Annotated in this window: 15 protein-coding genes; 11 read left to right on the top strand and 4 right to left on the bottom strand. The window is 66.4% G+C overall.

The window, feature by feature from the left end; genetic code table 11:
- The first annotated feature begins 3 nt into the window (after window positions 1-3).
- Complete coding sequence (locus ACIBO2_RS20595; RefSeq protein WP_397298426.1) at window positions 4-2,748, top strand: trypsin-like peptidase domain-containing protein; 2,745 nt, start codon at window positions 4-6, stop codon at window positions 2,746-2,748.
- Here the strand turns inward: ACIBO2_RS20595 and ACIBO2_RS20590 are convergent.
- Genes ACIBO2_RS20590 through ACIBO2_RS20580 form a run of 3 tightly spaced genes read right to left on the bottom strand, consistent with a single transcriptional unit; the run spans window position 2,702 to window position 5,101 of the window.
- Entirely contained in the window at window positions 2,702-3,907 is a 1,206-nt protein-coding gene (locus ACIBO2_RS20590; RefSeq protein ID WP_358550085.1) for a hypothetical protein, read from the bottom strand. The two genes, ACIBO2_RS20595 and ACIBO2_RS20590, sit on opposite strands and share 47 nt — an antisense overlap.
- Complete coding sequence (locus ACIBO2_RS20585; RefSeq protein ID WP_397298424.1) at window positions 3,900-4,658, bottom strand: phytanoyl-CoA dioxygenase family protein; 759 nt, start codon at window positions 4,656-4,658, stop codon at window positions 3,900-3,902. The genes ACIBO2_RS20590 and ACIBO2_RS20585 overlap by 8 nt, the downstream gene beginning before the upstream one ends.
- Window positions 4,659-4,714: 56 nt before the next feature.
- Window positions 4,715-5,101, bottom strand: a complete 387-nt coding sequence (locus tag ACIBO2_RS20580) for a hypothetical protein (protein WP_358550082.1) — start codon at window positions 5,099-5,101, stop codon at window positions 4,715-4,717.
- Between the two features lie 1,581 nt (window positions 5,102-6,682).
- Here ACIBO2_RS20580 and ACIBO2_RS20575 point away from each other — a divergent pair.
- The 4 genes from ACIBO2_RS20575 (at window position 6,683) to ACIBO2_RS20560 (ending at window position 10,379) form a co-directional block, all read left to right on the top strand.
- On the top strand, window positions 6,683-7,093 hold the full coding sequence (locus tag ACIBO2_RS20575; RefSeq protein ID WP_397298422.1) for a hypothetical protein: 411 nt from the start codon (window positions 6,683-6,685) through the stop codon (window positions 7,091-7,093).
- Window positions 7,094-7,158: 65 nt separating this feature from the next.
- Window positions 7,159-7,908, top strand: coding sequence for an ATP-binding cassette domain-containing protein (locus tag ACIBO2_RS20570; RefSeq protein WP_397298420.1), 750 nt, complete (start codon window positions 7,159-7,161; stop codon window positions 7,906-7,908).
- Window positions 7,909-9,199: 1,291 nt separating this feature from the next.
- On the top strand, window positions 9,200-9,862 hold the full coding sequence (locus tag ACIBO2_RS20565) for a hypothetical protein (RefSeq protein ID WP_397298418.1): 663 nt from the start codon (window positions 9,200-9,202) through the stop codon (window positions 9,860-9,862).
- 346 nt (window positions 9,863-10,208) lie between these two features.
- Window positions 10,209-10,379: a hypothetical protein gene (locus tag ACIBO2_RS20560; RefSeq protein ID WP_397298416.1), complete on the top strand. Its 171-nt coding sequence runs from the start codon at window positions 10,209-10,211 to the stop codon at window positions 10,377-10,379.
- Here ACIBO2_RS20560 and ACIBO2_RS20555 read toward each other — a convergent pair.
- Window positions 10,372-10,800 (bottom strand): ATP-binding protein, encoded by a 429-nt coding sequence (locus ACIBO2_RS20555; protein WP_397298414.1) that lies wholly within the window; start codon window positions 10,798-10,800, stop codon window positions 10,372-10,374. The two genes, ACIBO2_RS20560 and ACIBO2_RS20555, sit on opposite strands and share 8 nt — an antisense overlap.
- Before the next feature lie 174 nt (window positions 10,801-10,974).
- Here ACIBO2_RS20555 and ACIBO2_RS20550 point away from each other — a divergent pair, with 174 nt between their 5' ends.
- From ACIBO2_RS20550 to ACIBO2_RS20525, 6 genes are all read left to right on the top strand, one after another.
- Window positions 10,975-11,283: a putative quinol monooxygenase gene (locus tag ACIBO2_RS20550; protein WP_397298412.1), complete on the top strand. Its 309-nt coding sequence runs from the start codon at window positions 10,975-10,977 to the stop codon at window positions 11,281-11,283.
- Window positions 11,280-12,482, top strand: coding sequence for a helix-turn-helix domain-containing protein (locus tag ACIBO2_RS20545; protein ID WP_397298410.1), 1,203 nt, complete (start codon window positions 11,280-11,282; stop codon window positions 12,480-12,482). Before ACIBO2_RS20550 ends, ACIBO2_RS20545 begins: the two co-directional genes overlap by 4 nt.
- Window positions 12,483-12,804: 322 nt before the next feature.
- A complete protein-coding gene (locus tag ACIBO2_RS20540; RefSeq protein WP_397298408.1) occupies window positions 12,805-13,134 on the top strand; it encodes a hypothetical protein in 330 nt (109 codons plus the stop codon).
- Window positions 13,127-14,461: an FtsK/SpoIIIE domain-containing protein gene (locus ACIBO2_RS20535; protein ID WP_397298406.1), complete on the top strand. Its 1,335-nt coding sequence runs from the start codon at window positions 13,127-13,129 to the stop codon at window positions 14,459-14,461. Before ACIBO2_RS20540 ends, ACIBO2_RS20535 begins: the two co-directional genes overlap by 8 nt.
- 23 nt (window positions 14,462-14,484) lie before the next feature.
- A complete protein-coding gene (locus ACIBO2_RS20530) occupies window positions 14,485-15,183 on the top strand; it encodes a DUF2637 domain-containing protein (protein ID WP_397298404.1) in 699 nt (232 codons plus the stop codon).
- Between the two features lie 14 nt (window positions 15,184-15,197).
- Window positions 15,198-15,536: a hypothetical protein gene (locus ACIBO2_RS20525; protein ID WP_397298402.1), complete on the top strand. Its 339-nt coding sequence runs from the start codon at window positions 15,198-15,200 to the stop codon at window positions 15,534-15,536.
- Window positions 15,537-15,702 lie beyond the last annotated feature (166 nt).

The raw sequence follows: 15,702 nt of genomic DNA, 5'->3' as shown, positions 1-15,702 counted from the left end.
TTCATGCTGGGGCCCCGGGTGGCGGTGACCGCCAATCACGTCGTGCGCGGACGGGACGGCCAGCCGGTCGACGCCTCGCTGGTCCGGCTGGTGCTGCCGCGCGAAAGCCTCGAAGTGGCGCGCGTCGAGGTGGACCCCGAGCTGGACGTCGCTGTGCTGCGCCTGCGCGACGAGGCCGGGCTCTGGTTGCGGCCGGGACCGGCCGAGCTGAACTCCCGCTGGCAGGTCTCCACCCAGCCGCACCCCAACGACCCGTTGCTCGACGGCCGCATCGCGGCGGTGCGGCGGCTGTTCGTCAACGCCAAGGGCTTCCGGCTGGAAGCCCACCAGCTCCTGGTCGACACCGAGGCCGACGACTACGAGGGCTATTCGGGCAGCCCGGTCGAGTCCCCGGCCGGGGTGGTCATCGGCGTGCTGATCGAGCAGGTGCGCTCCCGGTTGCGCTCCTCGGCCGGCGACGCGCGGCGGGCGCTGCCGCTGCTCTACGCCGCTCCCATCCAGGACGTCATCGAGCGCTTCGGCCTGGAGACCGGCCGGGAGCCCGAGGAACTGCCGACGGTGTCGTGCCGGATGATCGGCATCCCGGTCGCCTTCGGACTGGACCTGTTCCGAGACCGGGTCCGGGAGCGGGCCCTGATCAGCCAGTACCTCAGCGACCCCGGAACCCGGCTGATCACCATTGTCGGGCGGCGCGGCATTGGCAAGAGCGCGCTGGCCGCCAAGGTACTCGACCTGCTGGCCAACGGCGTCTGGCCGCACGGCGGCGACGACCCGCTGCCGCGTGGCATCGTCTGCCTCAGCACGCGCACCAGCGAGATCACCATCGAACGCATCTTCATGGACTGCGCCTCGGTGCTCGGCGAGGGTGAAGAGGGCCGCCTCCACGCCGTCTGGCGTAACCAGCGGTCGCTGGCCGACCGCATCCACGAGTTGTTCTCCGCGATGTCCGACGGACGTTACGTCATCCTGCTCGACAACATGGAGGACAAGCTCGGCGACGGCGGCGAGCTGGACGACGAGCTGGGTGTCTTCTTCGACATCCTGTTCCGGGCCCGCCGGGCGCCGTGCGTGCTGGTCACCACGCAGATCCCGCTGGCGCTGCCACCGGAGCTGCTGCGCTTCGACGTGCGGGTCAACCTCGTCGAGGGGCTGCCGACCGACGACGCGGTCGAGCTGCTGCGCGACCTCGACCGAAGCGGCGACATCGGGATCAGGGACATTCGGCCGGACCGGCTCGCGCGGGCCGCCGAGCGGGTGCACGGCATTCCGCGCGCCCTGGAGCTGGTGGTGGGCGCGCTGGCGGACGACTACCTGACCCTGCCGACGCTCGACGACCTGCTGGCCACCTTCGCCCAGCGCGGCGACGTGCTCGGCAACCTGGTCCGCGACCAGTACAACCGGCTCGACGACGATGGCCGGGTGGTCATGAACGTACTCTCGGTCTTCGGCCGCCCGGTGCCCGCTCGGGCCATAACCTGGATACTGCCGGGCCTGGACGTGCCCGCCGCGCTGCGCCAGCTCGTCCGCGCCCAGCTGGTCGGCGTCGACCGCACGACCCGCACTTTCGCCCTGCACCCCATGGACGCCGACCTCATCTACGCCCGCCTCCCGGCGGAGCGGCAGCGCGAGCTCGACGCCAAGGTCGCCTCCTGGTACGCGGCCGAGGCCGTGCCCGAGGCCGAGTGGCGCTCCCTCAACGACGTCACCTTCCAGCGCTACGAGTTCGAGCACCGTGTGAAGGCCGGCGACTTCGACGCGGCGGCCCGGGTGCTGGGCACCTTCGACGAGTTCCTCATCTTCCAGGGCTCGGTCGCGGCGGCGGTCTGGATGCACACGCAGCTCGAAGGCCGTCTGACCGACCCCGAGGCGAAGGCCATGCACTACCTCGGCCTGGGCATCGCCCGCATCCGGGGCGGCCCGTTCAGCCAGGCGGTGACCCTGCTGGAGCAGGCCTTTGAGGTGGCTACCGAGATCGGCGACCTGCGGCGCCAGCAACGTTCACTGCTCCAGCTCGGCAAGGCTCACCGGCAGCAGCGCCAGGCCCCCAAGGCGGTCACCACGCTGACCCTGGCCATCGCGATCGCCCGCGAGAACGAGGACTGGGTGCACGAGGCGCACGCCCTGCTCGGCCTGTGCCTGACCCACTGCTACGCCGGGGACGCCGCGCTGGCTCGCGCGGTCGCCGACGAGCTGGACGAGCTGGTCGACCGTCACCCCGACGACCTGCTGCGTGGCCGGGCCGCCGACGCCCGCAGCATCGTCTGCCTGGTCTCGGAGGACTGGCAGGGTGCGATCGACGCCTGCGAGCGGGCGCTGCTCACCTACGAACGCTCGGGCGTCCCGGAGGCGATCGGCTACGTCCGCAGCATCGAGGGGATCGCTCACCTCGGGCTCGGCCTGGTTGACGAGGCCATCCAGATCTTCCTGCTGGGCCGCCACGAGGGCGCGAAGGTCGAGACGATCGAGGTCGAGGGCCTATGCCTGTTCAACTTGACCTGGGCGTACTGGCGTGCCGGGCGGGTGCCGGAGGTGGTGGCGACCGCCGCCGAAGCGGCCGACCTGCTGGAGGAGTGGGGCGGCACGGACGCGCTGGCCGCCCGCGCCCTGGCCGAGGCCGCGAAAGCACTGGCCGAAGGCGACACCGCGGCGACCGCCCACCACCTGCGGCGCACCGCCGAGGCGGCCCGGGGCAACGCCGAGCTCATTCCGCCCGCGTGGTTCGCGGCCGAGGCCGACCGCCTGTCATGACCGCCCGCACCGCCTCCTCGGGGCTGTCCCCGGTGGCGGCGATCATGCCCCATTTCCCCGGCACGGCGGCGATCGGCTCGCCGTACCGCGCCAGGTCCGCCAGGCCGCCCTCGGGGACGAGCACGCGGGTGGCCGCGTAACGCGCGTTGTGACGGAGGGCGTGGGCGCGGGTCAGGGCGGCGGCGGTCGGGGTGGGGTTGAGGTCCTGCACGGCCAGCACGACCCGGCCGCCGGCCCGGCCGTCGAGCCGGCCGACGCCGAAGTCCACGCCCATCGTGACCAGCTCGCCGGGCAGCCGGGCCATGACCTCGCCGATCGCGGCGTACTGGGCTCGGGTGAGGCCGGGATGGCGGTCGGCGTCGACCAGCACGTTGCCGGCGCACGCGGTGCCGCGCATGAGCTGCAACGTCGCGCCCTCGGCGCCCAGGTGGGCGGACGGGGCGGCCAGGTAGTCAAGGTGGGCCTCCAGGACGTGCGGGCCGTTCACCGGGACCGACAGGTCGCCAGTCAGGTCGAGGCCGGGCCGGATGCCGTAGCCGCCCGAGCCCTGGGCCGGTTTGAGGCAGCCGCGCGTCACGCCGTGCCGCTCGCGGAGCAGCCGGGCGGCCCGCCGCAGGCCGGCCCGGTCGTGCACGGCGTATCCGGGCAGCACGGGCACCTCCACGCCGTGGTCGCGCAGGACGGGCGCGTGGTCCCGTTCGGTGGCCGCGTCCGCGGTGTCATCCACGTGGGGGTGCAGCAGCGTCTTGTCCGACCAGATGGCCAGCAGGTCCTGCGGGTTGGCGTCCACCTCCAGGTACGGCAGGCCCGACCGGTCGAGAATCCAGCGCAGAAGCGTGATGGTGGGGTCGTCCAGGGCGTACACGGAAAACCGCGACCACCCGAGCAGCGTCGGCGGACGGGCCGTGAGCAGGTCGTGGGACAGGTGGTAGTGGCGGCGCGGCACCTCCAGACCGCGCGCGCCGTGGAAGGCCAGCGCCTCGCGGAACGCGGCCCCCCGGCCCACCACCAGGTCTCCAGGCCGGGCGAGGTAGACCGAACGGGCCTCGACGTACGCGCCCGGATCGCCCGGCGACTGCGCGTCGCCCTTCAGGTCGGTCGTCGAGTGGATGATCACCTTCGGTCCGTCGCCCGAGGGCGGCCGGATCCAGTCAGGCATCGGGATGGACCCAGTAGCTCGTGAGGATCAACCGCCGCCCCGCCTCCAGGGGGGTCGCGTGGTGCAGGCCACGGCCGTCGAACAGCAGCAACGTGCCCGCCCTGCCGGTGCAGACGACCTCCTCGAAGCCGTAGGCGGCGCGCAGGCGGGCCACCTCGTGCGGCCACAACGCGCCGACGTAGAGTACGTCCTCGTCGGCGAAGCCCTCCTCATCCACCCGGAACCAGTCGTGGTGGCGGGCCTCGTGGAGCAGCCGCCAGGCGCCCCGGTGGCTGCCCTTCAGGTAGACGGTCGGGGCGTTCTCCGGGCCGACGTCCTCCAGGTAGAGCCAGGCCTTCACACGTAGCTTCCACGTGTCGATGTGGTAGCTCGTCTCGAAGGTCGGGATGCTCCCGGTGCGTACCTTCAGCCCGACCGTGCGCCGCACCGGCTCGGCCGTCCGGGACAGGTAGCCGCGCACGATGGACGGCACAGTCTCCTCATCGAAGAACGGGGCGAAGGCCTCGATCTCGGCCGCCCTCGGGTAGCGCAGCGCGCCGTCGCCCTCGGGCGACTCGTCGAACTCCGCCGAATCCGGCACCGCCGCGCGCATCCGGGCGATCGTCTCCGCGTCCAGGAAATCAGGAATAATCACCACCCCGTCGCGGCGCAGGGCGGTGACGTACCCGGAAACTGAAGAATTGGCGAGAGTGGGGCGGAGTTTCCGAAAATAGCCCACCCGCACCGGGAGGAAACGAAGAACACGCAGCATTCCAAAGAGTTCGCCGAACGCGTACGCCGTGCGCCACATATCCTGAGTGTCGCAGATTACGGCGTTTCGTCGAGGAGAAGCGGCAACCCGACGTCGTCCGCGTCGTGCGGCCACCCCGGCGTCTTACCGAGCCACAACACCTCGACCACCAGCGCGGGCCGAGCAGCACCCGGGTTGCCCGGCCGGATCAGCCCGGCCTCCACATAGCGGCGCAGCGCCGGGCGGCCGACCTCCAGGTCCGGTTCGATCATTAGCTCGCGGAAGGCGGCACGCAGATCGCCGTCCACAGGTACGGCCTGGGCCAGCCCGGTGAACGGCCTCGGCGCCGCCACGCCGGGCAACGAGCCGGTGTCCATCTCCCCGGGCGGCGCGGGCTTGCTCGCCTTCACGACCGTGATCACCATCTTGGCCGCGCCGCCCCACCGTCGGTAGGACGTTGCCATGCTGGCACCGGAGCACGGAAGCCGGTCACGGCGCCGACTCCTGTGCCGACCGGATCGATCGGGCGCGTCCCCGGCCCGATCGCGTCGAGGACGGAATCCTCCTCGCTGATGGATGGTGCCCATTTCTGGCGTTGGTCGTGAATACGGCAGGCGCAGTGCGCTGAGCGGCGGGTCATGAGCACTGGGTGACCGTCTGTCTCTCTGTCCGACTCTCGCGAGACGTGAGGACGAAGCAGTCTTCTGTGCCTCAAGCAGGGCTGTTGGCAAGATCCCGGGATTGCCCTGACAAACACAAAGGCCCGCTCCAGGTTTTCCCTGGTAACGGGCCTTGATGCTGTGTGCGGCCGGAGGTACTCGAAACCCCAACCTTCTGATCCGTAGTGAGAACGTGATCGTCCACAGCCGTCCACAAGTGCCTCGACATGCTGGTCACGGGCCCCTATCGTGCGATCCCAGTCCTCCTACGTCCGTGATCGTCCAAGGTCGTTGTTAGCAACTGCGTTAGCAAGATCGGCCAGCGCGAAATGCTTCCGCCGGCACGGCTGTCACCTCAGCCATGGTCGCCCGATGTCAGGACCCGACGAAGGAGGGGCCTGGCGGCGATCGCCCCGACCACGAACGGCATGCACCAAAGTACGCGATCGTCACGGCGTCAGCCAATAGACACCCGGATTAGGAGAGCGGGGACGCATGCAGTCCTTCGCCGACTCCGAGCTGCACAAACGCTACTCCTCTGCCTCGCAGAGAAGTAGATCATCCCGCGTTGACCCCGCGTTTGGCAGCCATCGGCGAGCTACCCCCTCCAAGATCTGCATGATCTCAGAGGCCCCTGACGGCGATGTGCGGCGGAGTCTGTATTCCAGCCCTGGCCAGGCACAGCACCTTCCATAGCATTCCGTCGTCTTTCACGCCTTACGCGTCCACGGAAGAACCACGGAGCCGCGCTGACCACACGTCGCGGATCTGCGCGGTTGGCCACTACGGCGTACATCGAAGTGGGCGATCGACGCGGCCTCAGCCACCTCTGCGAAGAACACCTGCCTTGGGGAACGGTGATCGCATGGCTAGCTCTCGGAGTGTGAGCGTGCAAAAACTAGCCTTTCCCCGAAGAGCCAGGCGACGGAGGGGCTCTCCACGGAGGCCTCTCCTCGACAAAGTTGATGTGGCCCCACTAAACCAACTGTCCATGTTTCCGCAAGAGCAGCATCCTCGCCGCAGTCCTCGCGTGAGCCAGCGACAAGTCCACGACGCAGAGTGACGCAACAATTAAGGACATTCAAAAACGAAGTTTACGACCTGGAGGGTTTCGGTCTGCAATGACAATCAAGATCACAGAGAGTAACCATACGAGTTGCTTTCACGGTCAGCCTGGTGGATTGTTTGTCGCTTCAGCGCCAGAAGGATTGCAATCCACCGGCATGTCCGATAAGTTCATGATCGCCAACGGAGACGTCTGATGGCATATCTGAGCAAGTCGCTTTCCCACTCGCATGCGAGAGGTCGAAAGATTTCGACCTACGCAACCAAACAGATCCAATGCTCATTTCCACCTTCGCATGAAACTTCACTTTCGTGCGGGAAATGTCCAAAGTTATCGAAAGGATAACCTTGCAGAAGGCGGCGCTTTTCAAGAAATTCGCAACGACGCTGACACTGACGGCCTCGCTGGGCGTGGTCGGCGCTCTCGCATCCCCCGCTTACGCCACGCAGGACCCTGATGGGACGACTGTCGTTGAGTCGCCTGACGGCGATGTCCAGATCTGGACTGCCGGCGGCGGTTCGGACGGCTGCTTCGCCGAGTACTTCAATACGGCCTACAGCACCAAATGTATTGGTGCCCTCAAAAGCGGATATGTCACAACTCAGGCTCATTGCACCTCGGGCTACTACTACGGGGATGCGACGTATGTCTCCAAGAACACTGTCATCAGAGGCATTAGCGACGGCGAATGTACGTTTAGCGTGAGTTACGCGAATACGCTTTGGGGTTAAGCAGGCTGTAGGAGTCTAAAAAGGGAGGGTGCCATGTCAGCACCCTCCCTTCCTTCGGGGGAATAATGGATTCAGTTGTCAGGTTAATGGGACTATGCCAGGGGTATGGCCGCATACGTGTCATTGATGGGCTCAATCTTGATATTGGGGCTGGGGTTATGGGGCTACTTGGCCCTAATGGGGCTGGAAAGTCCACGTTGCTCCATACTCTCGCTACCGTGTCGCCTCCAGTAGGCGGCACGATCAGCATCGACGGCGTGACGATCGACTCTGAGCCGAAGGCGCGGGAGGCTCGACGTCACATCGGTTATCTGCCACAGCATTTTGGATATCTTCCCAGTTTCACAGTGTGCGACTTCGTCTATTACAGCGCCTGGCTCAGGGAACTACCCGCCCGAGAAATAGATCAGGCCGTCAACGCTGCAATTGGAGAAGTGGGCCTGGCCGACCGGGCCAAGAGCAAGCTGAAATCTTTGTCCGGCGGCATGCTCCAGCGTGCTGGCATCGCTGCCTCGGTCGTAGGCCGTCCACCCTTGATTCTGCTGGACGAACCGACCGTTGGGCTCGACCCGCGGCAGCGCCTCGATTTCCGTGCCTTGATCCGGTCCCTGTCGGAGACCTCTGCTGTCGTACTCAGCACGCACCTCGTAGAAGACATTGGTGCGATCTGCGATGACATCGTCGTGATGGAGAGGGGCCAAGTCCTGTTCCGCGGCTCCCCGGACATGTTGTGCGCCTACGCAGTGCCTGGCGCCGCTGGAGACAGCGATTTGGAGCGGGGCTACATCTCCGCTCTCGACGCAGGGAGGGTGTAGATGCGGCCGTTCTGGATCGAGATTCGGCGATCGCCCCTCAGATGGGCCTTGCCCCTACTGATCATTGTCGACCTCGCCACGTTGTTCGGACGCAGTACATACTGGATCGGCATCTGGCCCCAGGCGAGTGCGGCGGCTCAACTGTCAGCGTTGTACCTCGGACCCACAGCAGCGGGCTTGGCTGCGTGGGTCGCAGCACGGAGCGGGCGAATCGACGCATACCTTTCATCCGCCGCGCGTCCCGGCTGGAGGGCGGAATTCATTCGCTACAGCGCGATATTGTGCTATCCAGTCGCCGCGTACGCTCTCGGCGCCATTCTGGCTAGCGTACTTAGCCTACCGAACGCAGGTCCGGGGTTCCTCTGGGGCGGCTACCTGTTGCTTGGGCTGACCACCGTGATCATCTGTGTGGCAATCGGCTATCTGGCAGGTCGACTGTCGCGCTCGTCCCTGGCTGCGCCCGCCTTTTCCACCATTGGGACATTTATCGCCCTCATGGCGCTCCCCACTTTAAGGACAGGTGCCACCGCTGGTTCCCTAGAGTTCTTCGTCCTCTCCGGCCATCCAAACGTGTACCTTGCCCCCATTCCTCTGACCTGGAAAGTCGTCTTGGCGCTCCTGGTCTCCACCCTTGCTGTCGTACTCCCCGGCCTGCTACGCCGCGCCCGCTCAGGCTGGCCGTCCGCACGGCCGCGCGCCGGTGCTGCTGTAGGCTCATCAGCCGTCCTCATCGCACTCGTGTTTTTGGCCGCATCCGGTCCTCTGACCGTGTATCGCGAACCAGTGAGCCCACTGTGTTCTAAGGGAAGTCCTCAGGTTTGCGTGTGGCCAGAGGACCGCAAGTATCTGCCAGACCTAGCTGTGATGGCCCAACGCCTGACCGGGCTACCTGACGAGTTCACAGTTCCCAAGGCGTTCTTCGAGCAAGGTCTACGGGGTCTGCGCCCCGATCATGCTGATTACTACGCAGATATTCGCATTATCGACGGTATTTTGTGGTCCGCTGCGGGTTCCATGAGCTCCCAGGTTATGAACGGCACCTTCAGGTCGACTTTATGCGACACAGACACCTCAACTGCTGCGGATATCCGAGGCAAGGCGCTATGGGAGATGGACGGGATGATCGTCACAATCGTTAATGGCGGGGGTCGACCAGAGAGCGTCCGAGGTGGTCCACCCCTGAACTACGGCGCACTCGGCCGCATTGCTCAGCGCCCAGATGAGCGGAATAGATGGTTCCTGAAGCGGCTGAAGATCGTTCGGGAGACTCCCTGTGTTTGATCGTTCACTCGTGCTCAGCTATCGCGCCCGTCGATCTAGTGGCTTAATCGGCGGGACGCTTGCGGTGCTCTTCCTACGGTGGTGGTTCTCCGGCGGGATGGTCGACATGCCTGCCGCGGTGCCCCAGGGCACTGTCGCACTCCCCTACAGCGAATTTCTGACAATTGTGATCGCGGCCTTGGTGGCCGGATCTCTGGATGGCCCGCTCCGCACCTTCGAATCCATGGCCTCGAAACGGTTTTTCTATCTTCAATGCCGACGGCTTGTCGCAACGAGCGGCATCGTCATATTGGCGATTTTCACCACCGCGGCAGTCACGCAGCCAGCATCGTCAGCGCTCGACTCGGCCAAAGCATTCGTGATCTGGCTCGGCTTGGCGTTGCTATCAGGACGCCTCATGGGAATGAGCTTGTCCTGGGTTATTCCCAGCCTGTCAATCTTTCCCTTGACGTTTCTCGGATACGAGACCAGCGAGACTCCCTTCTGGTGGAACTGGGCAACCCCCGGCCAGACCGACCCCCTCACCTGGATCTTGGTTGTCGTGGCCCTTGTCATCGGAGCGGCTTCCTACCACCTAACTCCCTGGCGCATCGCGTCGATCCGCCGAAGGTTGAGGCTCAGACGAGAGAATCCGGCCTCACTGTGCACTGGCAGCCCTCGTCAAACCACATAGCTCGGGAACCAAGCGGCTCGCAGGTGTTCGTCTCTGTTTTCCCCGGCGTGGGGCGGTGCGGGCCGCGACCGGCCGAAGAGCCGCAGCGCGGCCGGCGACCGCCCGACGCTCGGCAGGTCGCCGTAGGCGAGCTGCCCTTGAAGACGTAGAGAAAGTTCTCATCCAGAGTCGAGCGTGTCTTGGATGATCTTGATTGTGCCAGCGTCCTAGACAGTTCCTGGCTGGCTGCGCGGGTTGCCCGGCCTATCGCACGCGCCCGGACAGTAGCGCCCGCCAGATGTCTCTTCCCTCGCGCGTACTCATGCGGTGGGTTTCATGGGTGGTGGGGCTGCTGAGGTGTGTGCGCTTGATGAAGGTCTGGCCGCCTGCGGCGCACAGCTCATATACGACCTCGTCGCAGTCGCAGGTCCAGGCGATCACCCGGCACCGCGGGTCGTTGCGTGGCTTCATCCAGGTCAATGGGGTGCAGTTCGGCTCCGGCGGCGGCACATGGGGAGCCAGGCACGATGTCACCTGACAGGCGGGGCTGGTGCGAAGGCCAGGAGCACCCAGACCGTCCGACCGTATTCGTCGCCGTAGACGCCCCAGCGTGTCGTCAGTTCCTCGACGAGGTGAAGGCCACGACCGGTTTGCTCGTGTTCGGCAGCTTGCCGGATGTGCGGGCCTGTTGGGCCGCCATCGTCCAGGACGGCGAGGATGAGCAGTTCACCGCCCGCGTGGATGGTCACCCCGAAATTGCCGCCGACCCGGCCGCTGCGGGAGTGGCGGATGGCGTTGGTGGCCAGCTCGGAGACGATGAGTGCGGCTGTGTCGGCTTCGGGGCGGTCGGCCAGGTAGCTGGTGACGAAGCGGCGGGCTTCACGTACCTGGCTCCTGGTGCCTGGGAAGTTGCGACACCACCGGTGAATCTCTTTGTGGCTTTTCGAGGCTGTTGTCACGTCGGCTTACCTCACGTTCGTGCAGGTCAAAGCCCTGCCAACTGCTATCAGTACTTAAAGTACTGGTGCTATACTTCTTGTACAAGCGACTTGATGTACTTGCGCCGCACAATAAGTACTGGTCAGGTAAAGAGCAGAGATCCAGTTAGAGGCGGCGGCCCGAGGAGGGTGCACATGTTCGGACTCATGGTGCGATTCACCTGCAAGGACGAGACGAGCGCCGCGGCGTTCGACGAGCTCGTCGGTGAGACAATCGAGGCGATCCGCAAGTACGAGCCGGGAACGCTCGTGTACGCCTCACATCGGGTGGACGGCCAGCCGCTCCAGCGGATCTTCTACGAGCTGTACCGGGACCGTTCAGCCTTCGACGCCCACGAGCAGACCGAGCACACCAAGCGGTTCCTGGGGGCTCGCGAAGCGCTGCTGGCCTCGGTCGAGGTCGACTGGCTGGAACTGCAGAGCGGGAAGGGCACGGCGTCGTGAGTACCGAGTACCAGCGAGCGTTGGGCAGACGCATCGCCCAGGAGCGCAAGCGGCGGGGCCTGTCTCAGGTGGAACTGGCCCGGCTGGTGGACCGATCGGTGGCGTGGATCTCCCAGGTGGAGCGTGGCGTGCGCAAGGTCGATCGGATGTCGGTCCTGGAGAAGGTCGCCGAGACGCTCGATGTGCCGCTCTCAGAGCTGGCCGCCGAAGCTCCCGTGGTCGCCGCCACCAACGACGAGGTACCCGGTACGGCCGGTCTGCGCCTCGTGCTGTCGGGCGCTCACTCACTCCAGGCCATGTTGCACGCCACTCCTGTGCCTGCCACCAAGCAGCTCAAGCCGCGGGTGGATCACGCGTGGGAGCTGACCCACGAAGCCCGCTACGACGAGCTGGCCGACCTGCTTCGCGGCCTGGTGCCCACCCTGGAGAACGCCGTCCGCTCGGCCCCGGCCGAGCGCCAGGCCGAGTTGTTCGAGCTGTTGGCGGTGACGTATCAGGCGTGCTCGGCGTCGTTGGCGAAGCTGGGTGAGCCGGAAGCGGCGTGGATCGCCGCCGACCGAGCCATCAGTGCGGCCGAGCGTGCGGGTGATCCGTTGATGATGGCGGCCAGCGCTTTCCGGCTCGGCTTCGTCTTTCTCGGAGCGCGCCACTTCGACCAGGTGGAGGAGACCGCCCGCACCGCCGCCGACGCCCTGTGGTTCCTCACCGATCAGGGCAAGCCCGAAGCGATGTCGCTGTGGGGCGGCCTGACCCTGCAACGCGCCGTGGCCGCCTCCCGGCTGAACCAGGCCGACACCGCCTACGAGCACCTCACGCGGGCTCGCGAGATGGCTGAGCGCCTCGGTGACGGGCGCAACGACTACAACACCGAGTTCGGACCGGCCAACGTCGCCCTCCACGAGGTGGCCGTCGCGGTCGAGCTGGGCGACGCCGGTCACGCGCTGCGAGTTGGAACCGCAGTGGACACCTCGACGCTGTCGAGTGAGCGCAAGGGCCGGCTGTACGTCGATCTCGCTCGTGCGCATGCACAGCGTCGTCAGGTCGATGAGGCGGTGGCCGTGCTCCTGGAGGCCGAGTCCATCACGCCGGAGCAGATCCGTAACCATCGCGTGGTCCGCCAGTTGGCGTCTGACCTGCTGTCCATGCAGGATCCTGCTTCGCCTGACCTGCGTGGGCTGGCTGATCGGGTGGGCGCGTAGAAAAAGTACGTGGAGTAGTACTGAAAGTACTAGCAGTTACTCTCAGTATCAGGTAGCGTTTGTGTTGTAGCTGGAACTTTCCGTAACCGGAGGGTGGCAGCCCAGCACAAACGCTCTTCCCGTTTCAGGGGTGGATCAAGGAGGTCCGCTCACGGAAAGCGAAGAGAGGCCACACATGAAGGTGGCCTGAGCGGGAGACCCGCCCAGGCCGGATGCGTTAGCACCCTAGTTGGCGCTTCGATGCTACCGCGTCCGAGCTGACGGCACAGGCTCCCTCGTCCTGAAACGCCTGATCAACAGGCTGACGAGAGGTGTTTTCGCCATGCGTACCGTCCCCATCCCTGTGGACGCCAGCAAGCTCACCATCACCTGCGTGAAGGCCCCGCGGCCTCGCGTGCTCAACCGCGACACCGGCGAGATCAAGACCGACAAGAACGGCAACACCGTCTACGAGGTCACCGTCTCGGTGGAGGACGAGTTCGGCCGGATCGAACTCATCAAGATCGGCATCACTGGAGAACCGCCCATCACCGCCGGAGACCAGGTCAACGCCGTCGGCCTGGTCGGCTACGTGTGGGAGATCGCCGGAAAGTGGGGCATCTCCTACCGGGCCACCGCCCTGCTCCCGCAGCAGGAGGCCGCCAGTGTCTGACCAGCTCATGTCGATGCTCGGGGTCCTGGCCGCCGTGGCGGCCGGGCTCTGGGCCTGGCGCCGCTGGCACTACCGCTCCTTCTGGCTCGTCATCGGCTTCCCGATCACCGCGATCAGCGTCCGGGCGTCCTGGCGCAAGGTCGCCCTCGGCTGCAACCTCACCAAGAAACGGCAGCGCTTCTGGTTCACCACCGTGCCCGGCCTGGTCGCCTCCACCGGCGTCGTCCGCGTTCGGCGCAAGTGGCAGCGGATCGCCGTGGACACCAAACCGTTCATGTGGCTGCCGCTACCTACCCGGTACGGCTGGCGCGTCACCCTTCACACCCTGGAAGGGCAGATCCCAGCCGACTACGCCGAGGCAGCCGAACGACTCGCCCACTCCTGGGGCGTGCACGCCGTGCGCGTCTCCTCCGACAAGCCCGGCCGGATACGTCTGGCCGCCACCGTCCGTGACCCCCTGGTCAAAGTCGATGAGCTCCCGCCATCCACCGAACTCCTCAAGGTCACCGTGGGGCGACTGGAGACCGGCAAACCGTGGATCATCGACTTCCGCACCGTGCCGCACTACATCAACGCGGGAGCCACCCAGTCCGGCAAATCCAACCTCGCCAACGCTCTCATCGTCGGCCTCGCGCCGCAACCGGTGGCGCTGGTCGGCTTCGACCTCAAAGGCGGCGTCGAGTTCACCCCGTACGCCCCCCGGTTGTCCGCGCTGGCCACCACACGAGCCGAATGCGGCGGATTGCTGGACGACCTGGTGGCACTCATGACCGACCGCATGGGCGTGTGCCGGATGGCCTCGGCCCGCAACATCTGGCAACTCCCGCCCGGCATGCGCCCTGTACCGATCGTGGTCCTGGTGGACGAACTGGCCGAGCTGTACCTGATGGCCGACAAGAGCGAAAAAGACGAGATCGCCAAGACCTCCACCGCGCTGCTTCGAGTCGCCCAGCTCGGGCGAGCGTTCGGCATCTACCTGTTCTGCTGCGGTCAGCGAATCGGCTCCGACCTCGGACCCGGCGTCACCGCGCTACGCGCCCAGTGCTCGGGACGCATCTGCCACCGGGTCAACGACCCCGAGACCGCCACCATGACCCTCGGCGATCTCGACCCCGCCGCGCTCGACTCCGCTCGTGCCATCGCCGCCGAGACACCGGGCGTCGCCATCGTCGCCAGCCAGGACGGCCAGTGGTACCGGGCTCGCTCCATCTACGTCAGCGAGCACACCGCCGAACACGCCGCCCGCACCTACGCCGACCAAGCACCCACTTGGGTCGACGTGATGACCGCTCAACCCGTGGAGACACCCGACCAGCAGACGGCCTGAACCGACACCGAAAGGGGGTCGAGATGCGCCACATCGCCGCCTGGCTGCTCAACACCGGTCCTGTCCTCGTCCTGGCCCTCATCGCAGGGGCGGGCTCCTTCACTCACATCCGCGACACCGCCAGCCAGCACGGCCAGACCGGCTGGATGTCCTGGGCCATCGCCGTCTGCATCGACCTGACCTGCGTCATGGCCGCCCGCGAACGCCAACGCGACAAGAAGACCGGCCGAGCAAGGCGCGGTCTGATCTCCTGGCCCGTTCTGGTGCTGATCGGAGGCATCATCCTGTCCCTGGCCGCCAACCTGGCCCAAGCCACCCCGACCATGTGGGGCTGGATCACCGCCGCCACCCCGGCCGGCGCCTTCCTTGTCGCGGTCTCCATGCTCGAACGCCGCGCCACCACCATCCGCACCAACTCACCGCAGGACGTCCCACAGACGTCCTCACCAACGACAGAGACGTCCCAAGTCGTCTCGGGAGAGTCCCACATCGTCCCGCACGCCGACCGCCCCGCCCTGGCCCCGGCCTACGAAGGCGATCGCCAACACGCCGGTCCCACACCCGATCCGGCCCTCGTGGACTACGCCCGCCGCGTCGCCGACGAGCACCACGCCAAGCATGGCGGACCGGTCACGACAGAGCTCCTCCGGACCCGCCTGGGCGTGTCCGACCAACTCGCCGCTGACCTGCTCGACACCCTGCGGCCCGCCCACACCCAGTGAAGGGAACGCCCTTGATGTCCACCACCCACTCACGTCCCGCGTTCATCGCTGGACTACGCGCCCTCGCCGACCTGCTCGAAGACCGACCCGACATTCCGACACCTCGCAGCACGACCGTTCACCACTTCGTGCCGAAGTCCGAGGACGCCGAGATGCGCGCCGAGCTCGACCGCCTGGCCGCCCTGCTCGGCAGCCACATCGACAGCGAGGGCGGTCACTACGCGACCTCGCTGTTCTTCGGCCCGATCGAGTACTGCGCCGTAGCCATCCTGGCCGAACCGCGCGCCCGCCACGCCGCCCACGAAAGCTACCGAGGCTGCGTCACACCCGACAGCCCGTACGAAAACCGCTGACCATGGACGCCACACTCGCCCACTACCGCTGCTGCACCTGCAACGGAAGCGGCCTCACCGACGACCAGACCTGCGCCGACTGTCACGGCACCGGCATCGACAACCACGGCGCATAGCCGCAAGCGCCCCCCGCCTGGCCACACATCCGCCAAGATCCGCGCCAGGC

Origin of the sequence: Nonomuraea sp. NPDC050022, from assembly GCF_044460705.1 — a bacterium.
Taxonomy (GTDB): Bacteria; Actinomycetota; Actinomycetes; order Streptosporangiales; family Streptosporangiaceae; genus Nonomuraea.
Note: the sequence above shows the minus strand (reverse complement) of the source record. Positions and strands in the feature narration are given on the sequence as shown.